The sequence below is a fragment of the Marinobacter koreensis genome (assembly GCF_023156285.1).
GTDB lineage: Bacteria > Pseudomonadota > Gammaproteobacteria > Pseudomonadales > Oleiphilaceae > Marinobacter > Marinobacter koreensis.
Map to the genome: position 1 here is coordinate 985104 of NZ_JAKZAJ010000001.1, position 19390 is coordinate 1004493.

The window sequence follows — 19390 nt, forward strand, 5'->3', positions numbered from 1 at the left end:
CCGGCGCCCGGATTCTTTGTCGGTGGCCCCGGCGCATTCGCATTCGCGTGCGGCGATATCTTACTGTATCGCTTGTCGATCTTGCCAGCATCGTGGATGTTGCTGATCATCTTTATGACAGCATTTTGCAGTGTCCGCATTCTCTCCTCGCGGTGGCTTCACCATGTTTTATGGCTTGTCGTCTGTCTGGTTGGCGGTCTGGCATGGGGAAGCTGGCATTCGTGCGAGCGGCTGTCACAAAGTCTTCCGCCCGGACTGGAGGGTGTTCCGGTGGTGGTCAGTGGTTACGTCTGTGATCTGCCCTCCCGGGGGAGCTTTCAAAGCCTCCGGTTCAGCTTTTGTGTCACCGGGTGGCCAGGACGGGCCCGCCTCAACCTTCCCGACAAGCTCCGCCTGGCCTGGTACCACGGCGATTCCTCCATTCTCGAGGCGCATCGGCTGACGCTCACGGTGACGCTGAAACGCCCCCACGGCACCCTGAACCCCGCTGGATTTCGCTATGAAGACTGGCTGTTCCGGCAGGGCTTCCGGGCCACCGGTACGGTGCAGTCCGCGTCGCCGGCGTCTTCGCTGGTGTGTGGACTGCACTGCCGGTACACCCGATGGCATCAGTCGCTGGCTCGATGGGTGAAGAGCCAGTTCGGCGGGGCGAGACATTATCCGTTGATCGCGTCGCTGATGATTGGCAACCGGGGGCCGGTCACCGATACGCAGTGGGACGTGCTGAAGGCGACCGGCACGGTCCATCTGGTTGCGATCTCCGGCTTGCATCTGGGCCTGATTGCGTTCGCGGTCGGGATGGCGGTTCGTCAGTTGCTGTTGTCGGTCCCCGCGGGTCGGCTTTCGGCATCCGGAGCCCGTCGCTGTGTGTTGCTGGTGGTCGGCCTGTGTTGTCTGGCGTATGCATTGGCTTCCGGATTTACCGTTCCGACCCGCCGAGCCCTGGTGATGGCTGTTTTGGCGATGATGACGACCATGAGTGGACGCTATGAGTCGCCGTGGCGGACGCTGGTTATCGCGCTTGTGCTGATACTCCTGCTCGATCCGTTTGCACCACTCGACCAGGGTTTCTGGCTGTCCTTCTCGGCCGTCGGCATTCTGGTGCTGGTTTTCTCGAATCGGTTGGGACGGCCCGGCTGGCTTCCGGGCCTCCTTCTCGCGCAGGCTGGCGTGTTCGTCGGGTTGGCACCGGTTTTGGCTCAGTTTGGTCAGAGTCAGCCAATGGCCGGCCTGTTGGCCAACGTCTTTGCCATTCCCTGGGTTTCCTTCGTCGTGATGCCCGTCATCGTTCTGGGTGGGCTTGTCGTCGCCGCCCTTCCGGATCTGTCCTTCCTGGCGCTGCCCTTGATGAATGGCGTTCTGGATGTGCTCTGGTGGGTACTGGCCTGGCTTTCAAAGCAGCCTTGGCCATCCGCTTCTGCAGGCACTGAGACGCTCGTGTTCGTTGCCGTGCTCGGACTGGTTGCGATTCGTCTTTCGTTACCCTGGAGTCGGCCTGTGGCCATCCTGGCCGTGACGCTCTGGTTGCTTGCAGGGGCTGACGCTCGATCCACGGCCGCCAGTGCAACACCGGCAAGCGCCCGGGTTGAGGTGTTTGATGTGGGGCAGGGGCTGTCGGTTTTGCTCACCCGGGGAAACCGGGCTTTGCTTTACGATACCGGGCCAGCGGTCCCCGGGGTGTTCTCGGCGGTGGAATCGACCATTCTGCCAAACCTGAAGGCGCTCGGAGTCGATCGAATCGACACCCTGGTGGTCAGTCACAGTGATCGGGATCATTCCGGTGGACTGAAGGCACTCTTTCGTCGCTTGCCGGTGGATCACCTTGTTACCGGAGAGCCGGCCCCCATTGCGCGGGAGCTGGCTGGTATGGAGGTGCCGATCATCGACGATTGCGTCTCCCGCCGGGTCAGTTTTTCCGGCATGGAACTCTCATTCTGGCGGGATCCGGCCGCCCGCTCCGGCAACGACGCCTCCTGCGTTTTGACGATTCGGGACCCGGAATCGGATGTTGAATGGATTCTGCCCGGGGACATCACCACTTCGGCAGAGGCTCGGTTCCTTGAGGCCAGGGCCGAAAAGCGGGCTTCGGATCCGTTGGTTCGGATCGTGCTGGCACCGCATCACGGCAGCAAGAGCTCCTCGTCGGCCCGGTGGGTCCGGACTTTGGCTCCCGATTACGTGATCTACAGCGCCGGTTATCACCATCATTTTGGCCATCCCCATCCCTCGGTGGTGCAGCGGTATCGGGAGGTCGGCGCCGATGCACTGAACACGGCCTGCTCGGGCGCCATCACGATGACCGCCGGTCCCCGGGGGCTGTTTATCCGCGAGGCCGTCGATGAGTCACCCTTCTGGATCGGTGGTGCGGGTCTCGCCCGTGACCAATGTAAAATACCGTGACATAACGGGTGTGGCCTGAAACGGCAGCTATGCTAAAGTAGCGCGGCTTGTAACTAATCAGGGAGACCAAGCGTGTTCGAGTTGTTGAAAGCTGGCGGCATTATGATGGTGCCCATTGTTGCCTGTTCCGTACTGGCCCTCGCCATCATTCTGGAACGTTTCTGGACCCTGCGGGCGTCTCGGGTTGCTCCGCCCCAGACGATCAATGAGCTCTGGCGCTGGATCAAGAAAAAGGATCTCAATGGCCGGAAGCTCAAGGCTCTCCAGGCTTCTTCACCGCTGGGGCGCATCCTGGCTGGCGGACTGCTGAATGCCAAGCACGGCCGCGATATCATGAAGGAAAGCATCGAACACGAGGCCAGTCAGGTCATCCACGACCTCGAGCGTTTCCTGAACCCCCTCGGAACGGTCGCAACGATTTCGCCGCTGCTCGGTCTTCTGGGCACCGTTATCGGTATGATCAAGGTGTTCGCCGAGATTCAGCTGGCGGGTGTCGGCAACGCGGGAAATCTGGCCGGCGGTATCTCCGAGGCGCTGATTACCACGGCTGCGGGCCTGAGTGTGGCGATTCCGGCCCTTATATGTCATCGCTACTTCATCCGTCGGGTGGATGAGCTGGTGGTCAATATGGAGCAGGAAGCGGTCAAGCTCGTCGAGGTTGTCCACGGAGACCGCGAAATCGACGTGGAAGGAGCCTGAACACCGTGAAGTTCAAGCGCCAGAGAAGTCAGGAGGTCGGGGTCGACCTGACGCCACTGATTGATGTGGTTTTCCTGCTGCTGATTTTCTTTATGGTTTCGACGACGTTCACCCGGGAAAGCCACCTTGAGGTGGAGCTGCCCGAGGCAAGTGGCGAACCGGCGAAACCTTCCGAAACCCAACAGATTGATGTGGTAATCAACGCCCAGGGCCAATACACCCTTAATGACCGGGTCCTCGTCAACAATCGCCGCGAAACCCTTGAGCGGGGCGTTCGTGAGCTGGCCAAAGGCGACCATACCCTGCCATTCATCATCACTGCGGATGCGCGTACCCCCCACGAATTCGTGGTCCGTGCGATGGATGTTGCTGGCCGCCTTGGTTTTGCCAAGTTGAGCATCACCACGGAGCGGGAGGCGGATTCGGGTGAGTGATCTGGAAACATCTGCGCCGGTTCCCAGGGACCGGGGCAGCTGGGAAACCTATAAACGTCTGCTGTCCTATGCGAGGCCCTTCTGGCTCGCATTCCTTCTCGCCGTTATTGGCAACATGATCTATGCCGGTGCGTCCACGGGCATGGCTGCGGCGATGGAGTATGTTATTGCGGCTGTCGAGAATCCCACCGACCAGAACCGGCTGCAGCTCACCTTGCTGATTGTGGGTGTGTTCGGTGCCCGGGGACTCGGCACCTATATGAGCACCTATTTCATCAATTACGTGGGTCGTCACGTCATCAACGCCTTGCGGGCTGATCTGTTCAACCGGCTCATGGCCCTGCCTTCCCGGTATTTTGATGACAACGCCTCGGGGCGGCTGGTGTCGAAGCTGACCTTCAACGTGGAGCAGGTTGCCGAGGCCACCACCAATGCGGTGACCACAGCCCTGAGGGAAGGCCTGACGGTTCTGGGGCTGCTTGGCTTCATGCTGTACACCAACTGGAAGCTGACCCTGCTGTTCCTCACCGTCGGCCCGATTATTGGTGCGGTGGTCAGTTACGCCAGCAAGCGCTTCCGTCGCATCAGTCGTCGCATTCAGGGATCCATGGGTGACATCACCCACGTCGCGTCCGAATCCATCAGTGGCTACCGGGTGGTCCGGACCTTCGGCGGCGAACCCTACGAGCGGGAGCGGTTCCGCGAGGTGAACGACCGGAACCTGACCCAGAGCCTGAAAATGGCGGCTACCCAGGCCACCAGTGTGCCGGTGATCCAGGTGCTCGTGGCGATTGCGATCGCGGGTCTTGTCTGGATGATGTTGGCTCCGGAGATCCGTGGTGAGATGACAACGGGGCAGCTGGTTGCTTTCCTGACGGCTGCGACCACCATGGCCAAACCGATCCGACAGGTAACCAACATACACGCCAAGATCCAGAAAGGTGTGGCTGCGGCATACGACGTTTTTGAAACCATTGATGAGAAGCCGGAAGAGGACCCGGGCACCTATGCGCCGGAACGGGTCTCGGGTGATATTGACTTCGATGACGTGTCGTTCCGGTACCGGGATCAGCTCGATAACGTGCTGGATGGCATCTCGATTTCCATACCGGCGGGCCAGAGCGTGGCGCTGGTCGGTCGTTCGGGTAGTGGCAAGTCCACCCTGGTCAGTCTTCTGCCGCGCTTTTATGACCATACCGGCGGTGACATCCGGATCGACGGGCATTCGCTCCGTGAGTATTCCCTGAAATCGCTGAGGGCCCAGATTGCGCTGGTGACCCAGAGCGTCGTGCTGTTCAACGATACCATCGCTGCCAACATTGCCTATGGTGTGCTCCGGGACTGCAGTCGGGAAGAGATCCGTGCCGCCGCCGATCAGGCTCATGCGCTGGAATTCATCGACCGTATGCCCCAGGGGCTGGACACCATGATCGGTGACAACGGTGTGATGTTGTCCGGCGGTCAGCGACAGCGGCTGGCAATTGCCCGGGCCCTGCTCAAGGACGCGCCGATCCTGATCCTCGACGAGGCGACCTCTGCGCTGGATACCGAGTCTGAACGTCATATCCAGGAAGCATTGGAAACCGTGATGCAGGGCCGTACCACCCTGGTGATCGCCCACAGGCTGTCAACGATCGAAAAGGCCGACCGGATACTGGTGATGGATCAGGGTCGGATCGTCGAGTCCGGCCGCCACGAGGATCTGTTGGCCCAGGGTGGTGCCTACGCCCAGTTGCATCAGATGCAGTTCAGCGAGCAGGCATGAGTTCTCTGGTGGACCGGCTCTGGTACGGTGAGGGCCGTCCTCTTCGGTGGCTGGCACCGCTGGCATGGCTGTACAGGGCCGTTGCCGAATCGCGTCGGCGCAAGGCCTGGGATCGACGCAATGCCTCTCTTCCCGTTCCGGTTGTGGTGGTTGGCAACATCACCGTCGGCGGAACCGGCAAATCGCCGCTTACGGCGCGACTGGTGCGTGAGATGCGTGTCGCCGGCTGGCAACCGGTTATTCTGAGCCGGGGTTATGGTGGCAAATCCGATCATTACCCCCTGGCTGTGGATGCCGATACCGATCCCTCGCTGGCCGGAGACGAGCCGGTGATGCTGGCACAGGCCACCGGTGTTCCCGTCGTGGTGGATCCGCAAAGGCTGCGGGGCGCCGAATTTGCATTGTCCCGGTCCCTTGGCGATGTCCTGATCTGTGACGATGGATTGCAGCACTACGCGCTGCCAAGGGATATCGAGCTGGCCGTTTTTGACGGTGCAAGGGGCATTGGCAATGGCGCGTTGATACCGGTCGGTCCGTTGCGTGAACCGGTCTCCCGACTGTCCGGTGTCGATTTTGTCCTGGTCAACGGCGCCGCGGTGACGGATGGTGAGGAGCGGCTGGAGAATTTTGCGGGGGTCGAACACCCGGAACTGTTTGCGATGCGTCTTGTGCCATCTGCCCTGATCAACCTCGCGACTTCTGACGAGTTGTCTCCGGGCGCTCTAAGCGGAAAGGAGGTTCGGGCTGTTGCCGGCATCGGCAATCCGCATCGTTTTTTTGAAACACTCCGGGCACTCGGTGCAGCCGTCCGCGAGGCACCGTTTCCGGATCATCACGACTTCAAGCCCGGGGACCTTTCGGCCGGTCCGGATGAGTGGCTGGTGATGACGGCGAAAGACGCCGTAAAATGTCGGCAATTTGCGTCTGAACAGGCATGGTATTTGTTGGTGGAAGCCGATCTGCCGGAGGCGTTTCTCCAGAGCTTCCTCGAGCGACTTCGGGAGTGTGCCGAACAACTGATGGATTCGAACCCTATGAGAGTGGATCATGGATAAAAAGCTGATAGCCCTGCTGGCGTGCCCCGTCTGCAAGGGCGACCTCAAACTGAACCGGGAAAAGACCGAGCTGACCTGTTATCAGGACGGAATGGCGTTCCCGATTCGTGAAAGCATTCCAGTGATGTTGGCCAACGAGGCGAGGACGCTGACGTCCGATGAGCGCCTCGACAAGCACTGATACAGAGTAGGGAAGCGAAGCACCATGTCTTTTACCGTCGTCATTCCGGCCCGTTATGCGTCCAGTCGGCTACCCGGCAAGCCACTTGCCGATATTGCCGGTAAGCCTATGATTCAGCATGTCTGTGAACGCGCCCGGGAGAGTGACGCTGCCCAGGTGGTGGTGGCCACAGACGACGAGCGTATCCGCGATGCCTGTGCGGCGTTTGGTGCGGAGGTGGTCATGACCTCGCCGGATCATGCCAGCGGCACCGATCGCCTGGAGGAGGTGGTGCGGCAACTCGGCCTGGACAACGACCACCGAATCATCAATGTGCAGGGTGACGAGCCCCTGATTCCGCCGGTCCTGATCAACCAGGTGGCCGAGAATCTGGACCGTTATCCGGAAGCGGCAATTGCGACCCTGTGTGAACGACTCCATGACATGGACTCCGTATTCAATCCGAACGTGGTCAAAGTGGTATTTGACCAGCAGGGTATGGCGCACTATTTCAGCCGTGCGCCGATTCCCTGGGCCCGTGACCACTGGCCCGCAGGAATCCGGCCCGAAAGGGGCGACGTTTCTCTCCCCGAGGGCATTGGCTATTTCCGTCACATCGGAATCTATGGCTATCGGGCAAGTGTGCTGAGAGACTTTGTGGCCTGGCCGGTGGCGCCTACAGAGCGCGCCGAGTCGCTGGAACAGTTGCGGGCGCTCTACCATGGTGCCCAAATTCATGTCGATATTGCGTCCGTAATACCGCCGGCCGGTGTGGATACCGAGGCCGATCTGGATCGGGTTCGCGCGTGGCTGGCTTCGACTCGGGAGGAATAGATGAGTGAGCCGGTGAAGGTTCTGTTCGTGTGTCTGGGAAATATCTGTCGGTCGCCAAGTGCGGAAGGTGTGTTCCGGCAGCTGGTTGGGCAGGCTGGCCTGGCAGACCGTATTCACATAGATTCGTGTGGCACGGGCAACTGGCACGTGGGCAAGGCACCCGATGCGCGGGCGTTGGCCGCAGCCCGTCAACGGGGAATCGATATCAGTGACCTTCGGGCCCGCCAGATCACCGAACAGGATCTCGACCGCTACGACTATGTAATGGTCATGGACCGGCAGAACCTGGCGGATGTAAAGGATCTCTGGCATCAGAACGGCGGGACCGAGCCGGCGCTGTTTCTGAGCTTCGGGACCAGTTCCCACAAGGAAGTCCCCGATCCCTATTACGGGGGAGAGGAAGGATTCGAGCAGGTGCTGGACCTGATCCAGGACGCCGGAGAAGGGTTGCTGAATGACATCCGGGAGCGGATCGGTTGAATCACCCGTTATCGATACGCGAGTTCGTCGATCTCAAGGCATTGAACACCCTCGGCGTTGAGGCAAACGCCCGTTATTTTCTGGATCTGGAACATGAAGAGCAGGTGCCACTTGCCCTGGATTGGGCAGCCGATCGCGATCTTGAGGTGCTGATCCTCGGTGGTGGCAGTAACCTGGTGTTCGCCGGTGAATTCCCGGGCCTGGTCATTCACATTGCCAACCTTGGCAGGCATTGGGAGCGGGTGGATGGCGATGAAGCGACGCTGGTGCTTGCGGCGGGCGAGAACTGGCATGAATCCGTGCTGTACGCCGCCAGTTCCGGTTATCGGGGGGTTGAAAACCTCGCCCTGATTCCGGGAACAGCCGGCGCAGCGCCGGTTCAGAACATCGGCGCCTACGGCGTCGAGTTGTGCGATACCCTGGAATCCGTCACCGCGTATGATCGCAAAGCCCGGCAGTGGTGTTGCCTGGATGCGGGGGAGTGCCGGTTTGCCTACCGGGACAGCCTGTTCAAACACGAGCCCGGGCGTTATCTGATCACCGCGATCCGACTGCGCCTGTCTCGTGGTCGTCCGCTCCAGCTGGGTTATCGGGATCTGGAGGAATACCTTGCCAACCTGCCGCAGAAGAACCTGGATCCCCTGGCGGTCGCAGAGGCGGTCATGGCGATTCGGCGCCGGAAACTCCCGGATCCCCTTCAATTGCCGAACGCAGGCAGTTTTTTCAAGAATCCGGTGATCACCGATGCTGTGTATGAGGCTCTGAAGGAGACCTATCCGGAGATGCCGGCCTATCCCCAGCCGAACGGTGTGAAAGTGGCAGCTGCATGGCTGATTGATCAATCTGGCTGGAAGGGTTACCGGAACCAGCGTGTGGGTGTCCACAATCGCCAGGCGCTGGTATTGATCAATCATTCCGGTGGCAGCGGTGCCGATATCCTGGCACTGGCGGCAAGGATTCGGGCCTCGGTGTGGGAAAGGTTCGGTATTGAGCTTGAAATGGAGCCCGGCGTGGTGGGTGGCGACGGGCTCCCTTCGGTCAGCGTTTGATCAGAGGCCCTTGCGCGGTGACGCGTTGATCAGGAAGGGCAGGGCTTCGGCAAGCGGAACGTCCTGCTTGTCCTCGTCGCGGCGCCCCTTGTACTCCAGCGTTCCCGCCGCGAGCCCCCGATCCGACACCACGAAACGGTGAGGGATGCCGATCAGTTCCATGTCCGCAAACTTAACGCCCGGGCGTTCGTTACGATCATCGATCAGCACATCGAAACCGGCCTGGCGAAGCTGTTCGTAAAGTTTTTCACCTGCCTCGGCCACAGTCGGCGACTTGTGTGCATTGAGGGTGACGATGGCCACTTCGAACGGTGCGATGGCATCTGGCCAGATAATGCCCTTATCATCGTGGTTCTGCTCAATGGACGCGGCAACGATGCGTGACACACCCACACCATAGCAGCCCATCTCCATGACGACGCTCTTGCCATGTTCGTCGAGTACGGTGGCGTTCATGGCCTTGCTGTATTTATTGCCGAGCTTGAAGATGTGGCCGACCTCGATACCGCGGCGAATCTCAAGCGTGCCCTTGCCGTCCGGGCTCGGGTCTCCCTCGACCACGTTACGCAGGTCTTCAACGCGGCCCAGCGGCAAATCGCGTTCCCAGTTTACGCCGGTCAGGTGATAATCGTCCCGGTTTGCCCCGCATACAAAGTCGGCCAGATGGGCGGCACTGCGATCGACAATAACCGGAATCGGCAGGTTTACCGGGCCGATGGAGCCGGGCTCACAGCCGATCACGCGCTTGATTTCCTCGTCGGTGGCCATGGTGAGGGGTTCGGCAATGCCGGGCAGGTTTTCGGCCTTGATCTCGTTCAGGGTGTGGTCGCCACGCAGGATCAGCGCGACCAGACCGGCCTCACCGTTTTCGTCCTCTTCCGCTTTCACCAGCAGGGTTTTCACTGTCCGGGTCGCATCAATATTCAGGAAGGAGGCAATGGCTTCAATGGTCCGTTGGCCGGGAGTCGAGACTTCTTTCATCTCTTCGGCCGGAGCTGGGCGCTCGCCGGCCGGAGCGACCGCTTCTGCCTTCTCGATATTGGCGGCGTAATCGCTCTCGGTGCTGAATACAATGTCGTCCTCCCCGGAAGAGGCGAGCACGTGGAATTCGTGAGAGGCACTGCCGCCGATGGCGCCGGAGTCCGCTTGTACTGGACGGTAGTCCAGGCCCAGCCGATCGAAGATGTTGCAGTAGGTCCGGTGCATTACCTGGTAGGTCTCGTTCAGTGATTCCGCGTCCAGGTGGAAGGAATAGGCGTCCTTCATGATGAACTCACGGGCGCGCATCACACCGAAGCGCGGACGGCGCTCATCGCGAAACTTGGTCTGGATCTGATAGAAGTTCGAGGGAAGTTCCTTGTAACTCTTCAGTTCGTTACGAATCAGATCGGTGATGACCTCTTCGTGGGTGGGGCCAAAACAGAACTCGCGACCGTGACGGTCGTTCATCCGAAGCAGTTCCCCGCCATACTGGGTCCAGCGCCCGGATTCCTGCCAGAGTTCGGCCGGCTGTACCGCGGGCATCAGAACCTCCTGAGCACCGCTCTTGTCCATTTCCTCTCGAACAATGCGCTCGACCTTCCGCAGGGTCCGCAAACCCATTGGTAGCCAGGTGTAGAGCCCCGCCGCCAGCTTGCGGATCATGCCGGCACGAAGCATCAGCTGGTGGCTGATGATCTCGGCGTCTGCAGGGGTCTCTTTCTGGGTAGCTATCAGGTAACGGCTCGCTCGCATTGTCTCTTCCGTTTGATGTGGATCAGGGGTTGTTAGACTAATGGACAGGCGGGTGACCGCCGCCCTTGTCCCGAATTGTCGTAAAGTGGTCATTATTGTACGGAGCAAGCCTGACAAGGTACAGATGATGACCGATGAAACTGTCGATGTTGCCCCGCGCCGCCGGCCGGTGCAGGCACGGAGCCGCGAAAGAGTCGATACCATTCTTAAAAACGCAGCGGGGATCTTTGATGAGGTCGGCGTTGACGCGACCAGTATGTCCGCCATTGCCCGCAGGTCCGGAATGTCCCTGGCGTCGTTGTATCGTTACTTTCCCAACAAGGCCGCTGTGGTCCATGCCATCGCCGAACTGCATGTCGAGAAGATGGAGAAGGCGTTGCGGCAGCGCCTGCCCGAGCTGGCGCTGACCGACGCGGTGGATGTGCTGATCGATCAGTTCTATGAATTCTACAGGACCGAGCCGGCGTACTCGGCGATCTGGAGTGGTGTGGAAGCCATGCCGGAACTCCGCGATCTCGACCTGCGCGAGCTCTACAGCAACGCCGAAGAACTGGATGCCCGATTGCGTGAAGAGTGCCCCGGGATCCCACCGGGCCGGCGCTGGACCGCGAGCCTGTTGTTGCCGCGGTCGGCGGGCAACATCCTTCGGCTGGCGGTCACTCTCCCCGAGGAACAGGGGCGCCAGCTGGTCGAGGAACTCAAATGCATGGCCGGCGCCTATGTCCGCGAGCTGATCCGCTGACTCAGGACAGGTAGCCCAGCGGCAGGGCCGTGCTGTCGATAACGCGGCGCAGAACGAAGCTCGAATGCACACCGCTGACGCCCTGGATACGGGTGATGTGGTTCAACAGGAAGTGGTGGTAGTGATCCATGTCCGGCACCACGACTTTCAGCATGTAGTCGGCGTCCTGCCCGGTAATCAGGTAGCATTCCTGCACTTCCGGGTAGCCCGCCACCTTTTCCTCAAACGCAGCAAACCGTTCCGGCGTGTGCCGGTCCATGCCGATCAGGATAATGGCCGTCAGGGAAAGCCCCAGCTTCTTGTGATCCAGGACCGTCGCCCGTCGGACAATGACGCCGGATTCTTCGAGGGCCCGGACCCGTCTCAGGCAGGGCGACGGCGACAGGCCGACTTTCTCGGCCAGTTCCTGATTGGTCAGCGATCCATCCTGCTGCAGCTCTTCGAGAATCCGGCGGTCGGTTCGGTCGATCTTTACAAGTTCTCTGGAGGCGGGAAGCATATAATTGCCTTTATTGGTTGATCAGAGATATTTAATGTCAAAAATAACGCCAGATGCCATTAAATAGCAATCAAATATCCCGCCATCCGCGTTAGCATAGTCCCTGAATCGAGACATTTTGCCGTCACTTTCAAGGATTTCATTCCATGGCCTTTGATCATCGCAAATACGTGGCATTCGAACCCATACGGAAAACCGACCGTCGTTGGCCGGACCGAGTCATCGAACGGGCGCCGGACTGGTGCGCGGTCGACCTTCGGGACGGTAACCAGGCACTGGTGAAGCCGATGTCGGTTGCTCAGAAACAGCGATTGTTCGATTTGCTGGTCAAGCTTGGCTTCAAGGAAATTGAAATCGGCTTTCCGGCGGCCAGTCAGCCCGACTTTGATTTCTGCCGGAAGTTGATTGAAGAGAACCGCATCCCGGATGACGTGCAGATCCAGGTTCTGACCCAGGCCCGGCCCGAGCTCATTGAGCGCACGTACGAAGCTCTACAGGGAGCGAAGCGCGCGATTGTTCATGTCTACAACTCCACGTCGACGGTGCAGCGCGAACAGGTCTTTGGCATGGATCGCGATGGCATTCGGGACATCGCCGTCAACGGAGCCCGCGTGGTTCGTGACATTGCCGCCCGGTATCCGGAGACCGAGTGGACCTTCCAGTATTCGCCGGAGAGCTTTACCGGAACGGAGCTGGATTTCGCGGCGGAAGTGATCGACGCAGTGACAGAGGTATGGCGCCCGGAGCAGGGCCAGCCGGTGATCATCAATCTTCCGGCAACCGTTGAAATGGCAACCCCGAACGTCTTTGCCGATCAGATCGAGTGGATTTGCGACAACATCCAGCGGCGCGACCATATCCGAATCAGCGTGCATACCCACAATGACCGTGGCTGTGCGGTAGCGGCCGCTGAACTTGCGGTCATGGCGGGTGCCGATCGAGTCGAGGGAACGCTGATGGGCAATGGCGAACGGACCGGGAACATGGACCTGGTGACCATGGCCATGAATCTCTATTCCCAGGGCATCGACCCGACGCTGGATTTGTCGAGGATGGCGGAAATCACCGAAGTGGTTGAAGCCTGCACCGAAATCTCTACCCATCCACGCCATCCGTACGCCGGTGAGCTGGTTTTCACTGCCTTCTCCGGGAGTCACCAGGATGCGATCCGGAAGTGTCTGTCCCGTCGGCGGGAAGGGGACACCTGGAACGTTGCCTATCTGCCGATCGATCCGTTCGATGTCGGGCGCCGCTACGAAGAGGTGGTCCGGATCAACAGTCAGTCCGGCAAGGGCGGCGTGGCCTATGTGCTGGAGCGGGATTACAACATCAGCCTCCCGCGTTGGTTACAGATCGAGTTCAGCAAGGTTGTCCAGCGTGAGGCAGAAACCGACGGTGGTGAAATTGACTCCCATACCATCCACCGGTTGTTCGAAGAACGTTATCTGCGGATCCTGCCGGACTGGACCCTGCGTTCCTACGATCTGCATCGGGACGACAACGGCGTTCGGGCAGACGTAACCATTGGTGACCCCGCGGCGCCGGTTCGCCTGGACGGTCGGGGGCTGGGCGCCGTCGAAGCGGTATCGGCCGCTCTCGAAGCCCGGTTCGGCGTTGCCATTGCCGTTGAGGCCTATGACGAGTTTGCACTTGGCGAAGGAACCAACGCCAATGCTCTGGCCTGCATTCGGTTGACGGTGGACGGTCAACATTGCAGCGCAGCGGCGCTGGCGGAAGACACTACTTCGGCAACCCTGCAGGCGCTGTTTTCCGCGGTGGCCCAGGCCGTGGGGGACCGGCTTCCGGACGTGAGGCCGGAACTCGAGACAACGGATGCCTGATCAATTGCACAGGCACAAAAAAGCCGGCAATGCGCCGGCTTTTACGTTTCCTCTGCCCGTGAGGGGCAAGGGACGGTCAACGAACCCGGTTTACACCGGAGTTACGTTTTCCGCCTGGGGACCTTTCGGGCCCTGCGTCACGGTGAACTGCACCTGCTGACCTTCGGTCAGGGTACGGAACCCGGAAGCGTTGATTGCACTGTAGTGAACGAATACGTCACTGCCACCATCCTGAGCGATGAAGCCAAAGCCCTTGGACTCGTTGAACCACTTTACGTGGCCGGTTTTGGTATCGGACATTGATCTTTCCTGTCTTTCAAAAATTTGCCCTCACGGGACCTTCATATTCCATGACGGAATCCTGCTGAGAAATCCAGAGAGTACTGAGGAAGGGGCAACGAAGAGCACTTCGGCAGGACGTTGTAACGCACATTCACCAAATACCGCTGTATTTTCACAGCATTTTCAGTATAGACCGAGTTTGGAAGCCGTCAACGCTTTTTTTGAGTGCCTCAATTGGTTGAAAAGTCAGGCATTGTCAGGTTTTTCCGTAGTGCGGCAACGACAAAAACGGAGCCTGCCGAAGCAGGCCCCGTTTCGGATCGATGAGGCTGGTTTCAGCGGCGGAACTGTTCGCTGATTTCCTCAAGGATGGCGGGATCGTCGATCGTGCTGGGCACTGTGTACTCTTCGCCGTCCGCGATCTGCCGGATGACCCGGCGGAGAATCTTGCCAGACCGGGTCTTGGGCAGTCGCTCAACCACCATGGCACGCCGGAAGCAGGCAATGGCGCCGATCTTGTCCCGCACCATCTCCACCAGCTCCTCTTCGAGTTCGTCGTGATCGATGGTCGCGCCGTCCTTGATCAGCACCAGTCCTATTGGAGTCTGTCCCCGCATCTCGTCGTGGGCGCCGACCACGCAACACTCGGCAATGGCCGGGTGGGAGGCGACGACTTCTTCCATTTCGCCGGTGGACAGGCGGTGGCCTGCGACATTGATGACGTCGTCTGTCCGGCCCATCACAAAGACGTAGCCGTCGTCGTCGACATAACCACCGTCGCCGGAGCTGTAGTAGCCCGGAATCGGATCCAGGTAGGTCCGGCGAAAGCGGTCGTCGTCACCCCAGACGGTCTGCATGCAGCCCGGAGGCAAGGGTAGCTTGACGGCAATCTGGCCCTGGGATCCGGCGGGCACCTGGCTGCCGTTCATGTCCACGATCTGGACGTCGTAACCCGGCGAGGGCACGGTGGCCGAACCCGGCTTGGTTTCCATCATTTCGATGCCCACGGGATTGCAGCAGATGGCCCAGCCGGTCTCTGTCTGCCACCAGTGGTCGAGAATCGGCAGGCCGGTGTGTTCGCGGAGCCACTCATAGGTGGGCGGATCCAGACGTTCACCGGCCAGGAATATGCGCTTGAGGGATCGGACATCGTATTTTTCGAGCTGATCCGCTTCGGGATCTTCTTTGCGGACCGCCCGGAAGGCCGTTGGCGCGGTGAACAGAAGGTTGACGCCGTGATCCTGGACCACGCGCCAGAAGGCTCCGGCATCCGGTGTTTTTACCGGCTTGCCCTCGTAGAGAATGGTTGTGCAGCCGGCGAACAGAGGGCCGTAGACAATATAGCTGTGGCCAACCACCCAGCCCACATCGGAGGCCGCCCAGTAGACATCACCCGGATTGGCGTCGTAGACCAGTTTCATGCTGTATGTCAGGGCAACGGCATGGCCGCCGTTATCCCGAACCACGCCTTTGGGTTTTCCGGTAGTGCCGGACGTGTAGAGGATATAGAGAGGGTCGGTAGCTTTCACCGGGACCGGATCGGCGGGCTCGGCGCTCGCCATGATCTCATTCCAGTCCAGGTCCCGCCCCGTCTGCATGTCAGCCCGAGCCTGGGGGCGCTGGAAAACGACGCAGGTGTCCGGCTTGTGGCTTGACTGCTCGATGGCCTTGTCGACCAGGGGTTTGTACTCAATGACGCGGGTCACCTCGATCCCGCAGGAGGCGGTAATCAGTGCTTTCGGTTGGGCGTCCTCTATGCGCACTGCCAGTTCGTGGGCGGCAAAGCCGCCAAAAACCACGGAGTGAATGGCTCCGATCCGGGCGCAGGCAAGCATCGCAATAGCCGCCTGGGGGATCATCGGCATATAGATGATGACCCGGTCGCCCTTGTCGATGCCGCGGGCCTTGAGGGCGCCGGCAAAGCGGGCAACTTCATCGGTCAGCTCGTTGTAGGTGTAAGAATGCTGGCTGTTGGTGACGGGGGAGTCGTAGATGAGCGCTTTCTGATCACCCCGGCCGGCCCGGATGTTGGCATCCAGTGCCACATCGCAGGTGTTGAGGATGCCATCCGGGAACCAGTCGCCGTGGCCGTTATCCTTTGCCTGCCAGATGGTTTCCGGCGCCTTGATCCAGTCAATCTGGCGGGCCTGCTCGCCCCAGAATTGGTCACGCTGGTCGATCGAACGCCGGAACTCGGAGTTGTAATCCATCGATGCCACCTCACTGTGCCTGTTGTTATTTTGCTGTGTAATGCAAACACTTTAGGCCGTTTCAGCGTGTGGACTAGTAGACCATTGGCTTAGTTCTCAGTGCCCTTCGGGCATTTTTCCGTCGTCGTTGACAGAGATCACTTCGGCATCGATGTCGCCGTGGGCCACCCGGGCAGAAATGCGGTCCCCGGGCGACAGTCCGGAGGCTTCCCGTACAATACTGCCGTCGGGTGCCCGGACGATGGCGTAACCCCGTCCCAGGGTGGCCAGAGGGCTGACAACGTTGAGGGTCTGGGCCAGGTGTTCCATGGTGTTTCGGCGATTTGCCAGAAGTGCCTGGATGGCGGCGTTCAATCCGCGTTCGATGGCTGTGACCTTGTCGCCGTTGGCCGCGAGCAGCTTGCGGGGGGACTGCATGTTCAGACGCTGAGCGAGGTGACTGCTGCGTAGCTCCAGTCGCTCCAGCCGCTGTGTCATGGCCTTGCCGAGCCGGATTTCCAGCTCGTCCATGCGTTGGGCTTTCTCCTGGAGATCCCGCCGCGGATCCCGGAGACGGGTCCGAAGGTGTTCCAGTTGCACTGAGAAGCGTTTGAGGGCCGCTCTTGCAGCATTGCCAAGGCGTAGCTCCTGTTCTGCAAGCTGGCGCAACCAGTGCCCGAGGTCCGGGGAAATCTTTTCTGCGGCCGCAGACGGTGTGGGTGCCCGCAAGTCGGCCACGAAGTCGGCGATGGTGACATCCACTTCGTGCCCGACAGCGCTGACCGTCGGCAGGGTGCAATCGGCAATCGCACGGGCCACCGCTTCCTCGTTGAAACACCAGAGATCTTCCAGTGATCCGCCCCCGCGACCAATGATGAGTACGTCGGCAACCCCGTGGGACTGGGCGTTCCGAATGGCCCGGACAATATCCTGGGTCGCCGCCTGGCCCTGGACCGCCGTTGGGTAGAGTGTGACTGGAATGGCGGGACACCGGCGGGCCAGCACCGTGAGGATGTCATGGATGGCGGCGCCAGTGGGAGAGGTAACAACTCCGATGTGTCGTGGCATCGCCGGAATTGGCTTCTTTCTGGCGGGGTCGAACAGCCCCTCTCCTTGGAGCTTCCGTTTGAGCGCCTCGAAGGCCTGCTGCAGCGCCCCCAGGCCAGCAGGTTCGATATGCTCGACAATGATCTGGAAATCGCCCCGGTTTTCGTAGAGCGTCACCTTGCCCCGAATGCGGACCTGGTCACCTTCCTTCGGTATGGACCTGACGCGCTGATTGGCGCCCCGGAACATCGCACAACGAACCTGGCATTTCTTGTCCTTGAGCGAAAAATACCAGTGACCGGAAGATGGCCGGGACAGGCTGGACAGTTCGCCCTCCACCCAGACCTGCATGAAGCTGGATTCCAGAAGGTGCCGGACCTGGTGGTTGAGTTCGCTGACACTCAGTGCGCGCGCGGCCTGGAGAGTGTGGTTTTCCCCCCGTCCTGGGGGCGGGGAACCGGGAAAGGAAGGCGTCAAAGCCGAACTCCGTCGTTGGTTATACGCAATAGCCGAAAAAGAGAGAGTAAAAATATCGAAAATTCAGCAAGATGCAACCGAAGCTTAAAAATGGCGCGGTTTACTGTCACCGACCACCACTTTATAATAGATCGATTAAGGATTTTGCTTTGCGGCGCCGCTCAGTGCGCCGTACAGGATTTCCAAACTTAGCACGTTCAAAAGGCGGATCCCAATGCTGCGAATTGCTGAAGAAGCCCTCACATTTGATGATGTTCTGCTTGTTCCCGGATATTCGGAAGTTCTTCCCCACCAGGTCAACCTGCAAACCCAGTTGACCCGCAACATCACCCTGAACATTCCGCTGGTATCGTCTGCCATGGATACGGTCACCGAAGCCGAGCTGGCCATTGCCATGGCCCAGGAGGGCGGTATCGGGATCATGCACAAGAACATGACGGTGGAACAGCAGGCGGCCGCAGTTCGCAAGGTGAAGAAATTCGAAAGCGGTGTAGTCAAGGACCCGATCACCGTATCGCCGGACACCACCGTGCGAGAGCTGGTCGATATCACCTTTGCCAACAACATTTCCGGGTTGCCGGTGGTGGACGGAAACGATCTGGTCGGGATTGTGACCGGTCGGGATATCCGTTTCGAAAGCCGGATGGATACCCTGGTGCGCGACATCATGACGCCCAAGGAGAAGCTGGTCACCGTGAAAGAGGGCGCCAGCCTCAAGGACGTCAAGGAACTGCTGCACCGGCACCGGATCGAAAAGGTCCTGGTGGTTAACGACAATTTCCAGCTTCGTGGCCTGATCACGGTGAAGGATATTCAGAAAGCGAAGGACTACCCATTGGCCTGCAAGGATGAGCAGGGTCGGCTCCGGGTAGGCGCGGCAGTAAGCACCGGCGGCGATACCGAAGCCCGTATCTCGGCGCTTGCCGAGGCTGGCGTGGATGTCATTGTCGTGGACACAGCCCACGGCCACTCCAAGGGCGTGGTCGACCGCGTTCGCTGGGTGAAGCAGAATTTCCCGGAAGTTCAGGTGATCGGCGGCAATATCGCGACCTCGGCTGCGGCCATCGCCCTGGCGGATGCCGGCGCGGACGCTGTGAAAGTCGGCATTGGTCCCGGCTCCATCTGTACCACCCGTATTGTTGCGGGCATCGGCGTGCCCCAGATTTCGGCCGTCTCAAACGTTGCGGCTGCGCTCAAGGATCGCGGCGTTCCGCTGATCGCCGACGGTGGCGTTCGGTTCTCCGGTGATATCGCCAAGGCCATTGCCGCTGGCGCCCACAGTGTCATGATCGGCAGCCTGCTGGCGGGCACGGACGAAGCGCCGGGCGAGGTCGAGTTATACCAGGGCCGGAGCTACAAGGCCTACCGCGGCATGGGCTCCCTTGGTGCCATGGGGCAGGGTTCCAGTGACCGCTACTTCCAGGATGCCAGCAAAGGCATCGAAAAACTGGTGCCGGAAGGCATCGAAGGCCGGGTTGCCTGCAAGGGTCCGATGCGCAACATCGTTCACCAGCTGATGGGCGGTCTCCGGGCGTCCATGGGTTATACCGGTAGCGCCACCATGGAAGAAATGCGCACCAAACCGGAATTTGTCCGCATCACCAACGCGGGTATGCGTGAGAGTCACGTCCATGATGTGACGATCACCAAGGAAGCCCCCAACTATCGCATCGGTTAATCAACGTACCTGACTGAACGCGGCT

The 19390-nt window shown here is 60.0% G+C and carries 17 protein-coding genes; 12 read left to right on the forward strand and 5 right to left on the reverse strand.

Features of this window, described 5'->3' with window-relative positions; genetic code table 11:
• The first annotated feature begins 96 nt into the window (after nucleotides 1–96).
• The 9 genes from MLD04_RS04750 to murB all read left to right on the forward strand — a co-directional run bounded on the left by MLD04_RS04750 (nucleotide 97) and on the right by murB (nucleotide 8876).
• On the forward strand, nucleotides 97–2400 hold the full coding sequence (locus MLD04_RS04750; RefSeq protein ID WP_282451725.1) for a DNA internalization-related competence protein ComEC/Rec2: 2304 nt from the start codon (nucleotides 97–99) through the stop codon (nucleotides 2398–2400).
• 72 nt (nucleotides 2401–2472) lie between these two features.
• A complete protein-coding gene (locus MLD04_RS04755; RefSeq protein WP_008938606.1) occupies nucleotides 2473–3099 on the forward strand; it encodes a MotA/TolQ/ExbB proton channel family protein in 627 nt (208 codons plus the stop codon).
• 5 nt (nucleotides 3100–3104) lie between these two features.
• The gene (locus MLD04_RS04760; protein ID WP_248155222.1) at nucleotides 3105–3533 is read left to right on the forward strand and encodes an ExbD/TolR family protein; all 429 of its coding nucleotides are present in this window, start codon (nucleotides 3105–3107) and stop codon (nucleotides 3531–3533) included.
• Nucleotides 3526–5298: a lipid A export permease/ATP-binding protein MsbA gene (gene msbA / locus MLD04_RS04765; RefSeq protein ID WP_248155224.1), complete on the forward strand. Its 1773-nt coding sequence runs from the start codon at nucleotides 3526–3528 to the stop codon at nucleotides 5296–5298. Before MLD04_RS04760 ends, msbA begins: the two co-directional genes overlap by 8 nt.
• A complete protein-coding gene (gene lpxK / locus MLD04_RS04770; RefSeq protein WP_248155226.1) occupies nucleotides 5295–6353 on the forward strand; it encodes a tetraacyldisaccharide 4'-kinase in 1059 nt (352 codons plus the stop codon). Before msbA ends, lpxK begins: the two co-directional genes overlap by 4 nt.
• Nucleotides 6346–6534 carry a Trm112 family protein gene (locus MLD04_RS04775; RefSeq protein WP_248155227.1) on the forward strand — a complete coding sequence of 63 codons (189 nt, stop codon included), beginning with the start codon at nucleotides 6346–6348 and terminating at the stop codon, nucleotides 6532–6534. The genes lpxK and MLD04_RS04775 overlap by 8 nt, the downstream gene beginning before the upstream one ends.
• Nucleotides 6535–6558: 24 nt before the next feature.
• Nucleotides 6559–7347 (forward strand): 3-deoxy-manno-octulosonate cytidylyltransferase, encoded by a 789-nt coding sequence (gene kdsB / locus MLD04_RS04780; RefSeq protein WP_248155229.1) that lies wholly within the window; start codon nucleotides 6559–6561, stop codon nucleotides 7345–7347.
• Nucleotides 7348–7827 (forward strand): low molecular weight protein-tyrosine-phosphatase, encoded by a 480-nt coding sequence (locus MLD04_RS04785; RefSeq protein ID WP_248155231.1) that lies wholly within the window; start codon nucleotides 7348–7350, stop codon nucleotides 7825–7827.
• Nucleotides 7824–8876, forward strand: coding sequence for a UDP-N-acetylmuramate dehydrogenase (murB, locus tag MLD04_RS04790; RefSeq protein ID WP_248155233.1), 1053 nt, complete (start codon nucleotides 7824–7826; stop codon nucleotides 8874–8876). The genes MLD04_RS04785 and murB overlap by 4 nt, the downstream gene beginning before the upstream one ends.
• On the opposite strand, the gene MLD04_RS04795 is transcribed toward murB, so the two are convergent.
• On the reverse strand, nucleotides 8877–10610 hold the full coding sequence (locus MLD04_RS04795) for a proline--tRNA ligase (protein ID WP_248155236.1): 1734 nt from the start codon (nucleotides 10608–10610) through the stop codon (nucleotides 8877–8879).
• 127 nt (nucleotides 10611–10737) lie between these two features.
• Here MLD04_RS04795 and MLD04_RS04800 point away from each other — a divergent pair, with 127 nt between their 5' ends.
• Complete coding sequence (locus tag MLD04_RS04800; protein ID WP_248155415.1) at nucleotides 10738–11352, forward strand: TetR/AcrR family transcriptional regulator; 615 nt, start codon at nucleotides 10738–10740, stop codon at nucleotides 11350–11352.
• Nucleotide 11353: 1 nt separating this feature from the next.
• Here the strand turns inward: MLD04_RS04800 and MLD04_RS04805 are convergent, their stop codons facing one another.
• Complete coding sequence (locus MLD04_RS04805; protein ID WP_008938596.1) at nucleotides 11354–11851, reverse strand: Lrp/AsnC family transcriptional regulator; 498 nt, start codon at nucleotides 11849–11851, stop codon at nucleotides 11354–11356.
• A gap of 146 nt (nucleotides 11852–11997) precedes the next feature.
• On the opposite strand from MLD04_RS04805, the gene leuA reads away from it, so the two are divergent.
• Nucleotides 11998–13692, forward strand: a complete 1695-nt coding sequence (gene leuA, locus MLD04_RS04810; RefSeq protein ID WP_248155238.1) for a 2-isopropylmalate synthase — start codon at nucleotides 11998–12000, stop codon at nucleotides 13690–13692.
• Between the two features lie 90 nt (nucleotides 13693–13782).
• Here leuA and MLD04_RS04815 read toward each other — a convergent pair whose 3' ends face one another.
• From MLD04_RS04815 to xseA, 3 genes are all read right to left on the reverse strand, one after another.
• Nucleotides 13783–13992, reverse strand: coding sequence for a cold-shock protein (locus MLD04_RS04815; protein ID WP_008169155.1), 210 nt, complete (start codon nucleotides 13990–13992; stop codon nucleotides 13783–13785).
• Nucleotides 13993–14309: 317 nt separating this feature from the next.
• Nucleotides 14310–16226 carry a propionyl-CoA synthetase gene (locus tag MLD04_RS04820; RefSeq protein WP_345799607.1) on the reverse strand — a complete coding sequence of 639 codons (1917 nt, stop codon included), beginning with the start codon at nucleotides 16224–16226 and terminating at the stop codon, nucleotides 14310–14312.
• Nucleotides 16227–16280: 54 nt separating this feature from the next.
• Entirely contained in the window at nucleotides 16281–17615 is a 1335-nt protein-coding gene (gene xseA / locus MLD04_RS04825; protein ID WP_248155416.1) for an exodeoxyribonuclease VII large subunit, read from the reverse strand.
• A 286-nt stretch (nucleotides 17616–17901) separates the two neighbouring features.
• Between xseA and guaB the strand changes: the two genes are divergently transcribed.
• Complete coding sequence (guaB, locus tag MLD04_RS04830; protein ID WP_248155242.1) at nucleotides 17902–19365, forward strand: IMP dehydrogenase; 1464 nt, start codon at nucleotides 17902–17904, stop codon at nucleotides 19363–19365.
• Nucleotides 19366–19390: the final 25 nt, after the last annotated feature.

What these genes read in the sequence shown, in the direction of transcription:
- MLD04_RS04795 (WP_248155236.1), bottom strand. Translation starts at nt 10,610, where the DNA reads ATGCGAGCGAGCCGTTACCTGATAGCTACCCAGAAAGAGACCCCTGCA.
- kdsB (WP_248155229.1), top strand. Translation starts at nt 6,559, where the DNA reads ATGTCTTTTACCGTCGTCATTCCGGCCCGTTATGCGTCCAGTCGGCTA.
- lpxK (WP_248155226.1), top strand. Translation starts at nt 5,295, where the DNA reads ATGAGTTCTCTGGTGGACCGGCTCTGGTACGGTGAGGGCCGTCCTCTT.
- MLD04_RS04785 (WP_248155231.1), top strand. Translation starts at nt 7,348, where the DNA reads ATGAGTGAGCCGGTGAAGGTTCTGTTCGTGTGTCTGGGAAATATCTGT.
- guaB (WP_248155242.1), top strand. Translation starts at nt 17,902, where the DNA reads ATGCTGCGAATTGCTGAAGAAGCCCTCACATTTGATGATGTTCTGCTT.
- MLD04_RS04815 (WP_008169155.1), bottom strand. Translation starts at nt 13,992, where the DNA reads ATGTCCGATACCAAAACCGGCCACGTAAAGTGGTTCAACGAGTCCAAG.
- MLD04_RS04800 (WP_248155415.1), top strand. Translation starts at nt 10,738, where the DNA reads ATGACCGATGAAACTGTCGATGTTGCCCCGCGCCGCCGGCCGGTGCAG.
- MLD04_RS04750 (WP_282451725.1), top strand. Translation starts at nt 97, where the DNA reads ATGTTGCTGATCATCTTTATGACAGCATTTTGCAGTGTCCGCATTCTC.
- leuA (WP_248155238.1), top strand. Translation starts at nt 11,998, where the DNA reads ATGGCCTTTGATCATCGCAAATACGTGGCATTCGAACCCATACGGAAA.
- MLD04_RS04775 (WP_248155227.1), top strand. Translation starts at nt 6,346, where the DNA reads ATGGATAAAAAGCTGATAGCCCTGCTGGCGTGCCCCGTCTGCAAGGGC.
- MLD04_RS04805 (WP_008938596.1), bottom strand. Translation starts at nt 11,851, where the DNA reads ATGCTTCCCGCCTCCAGAGAACTTGTAAAGATCGACCGAACCGACCGC.